Here is a 691-nt window from a genome sequence, read left to right on the forward strand (position 1 = left end):
CAGCTGACTAGTGCGGCTTCTTGGGCTTCTCGAAGCTCTTGGGCCGATAGACGTTGCCGTCCCACTCGCCGTCCGTGCGACTGTCGCGCGCATCGTGCAGGGCCGACTCGCGGGCGCGGCGGATGACGCGCTCGGCCTCCAGCGCGGCGGCTCTGGTCTGGCGCTGGCGGCGGCGCCAACCGGTCAGGCGGGCGATCTGCAACTCCACCCACGATGCCAGGGCGGCCACGCCGGCATCCACCCGCGCCTGCAGCCGGTAGGGCAGGGCCATGTGGACCGCCATCGCGATGCAGACGGCAAGGCCGGTGGCTGCGAGCAGGGTCTGGAGCATGGCCTGAAGTTAACCTAAACCGACGCTTGCGGCCACCTGCAACCACCCGCGTTGGGGGGATGGTTACGCTTTCTGGTCGGCGTCTTGGCGCAGAGCCCACAACGCCAGCATGGCGTCAGGAATCTTGCGGCTGGCTTCGTCGCGCTCGGCAGCCGAGCCTTCGGCCAGCGCGCCATCCTCACCGCCCAGGGCGGCGATGGGCGCGAGCAGCTCGGCCGTTCCGGCACCGTCGAACAACGGCCCCCAGGCCTCGGGCGCCAGGTCCACGGCCATCAGGAAGCCGGCAGCCCAGTCTTCGGCGTCGGCGTACTCGGTGTCTTCACCTTCGCTGTCCCCCTCCAGTGAGGCAAAGCTGAAGAT

General features: G+C 69.5%; 2 protein-coding genes. Both read right to left on the reverse strand.

Features of this window, described 5'->3' with window-relative positions:
• Positions 1-7: 7 nt before the first annotated feature.
• Complete coding sequence (locus ACXJKR_RS34065) at positions 8-331, reverse strand: hypothetical protein (protein WP_056203062.1); 324 nt, start codon at positions 329-331, stop codon at positions 8-10.
• A 63-nt stretch (positions 332-394) separates the two neighbouring features.
• Positions 395-691: UPF0149 family protein (locus ACXJKR_RS34070; protein WP_457326624.1), on the reverse strand; the 297-nt coding region annotated here is incomplete at its 5' end.

The organism is Roseateles sp. P5_E11, from assembly GCF_054049355.1.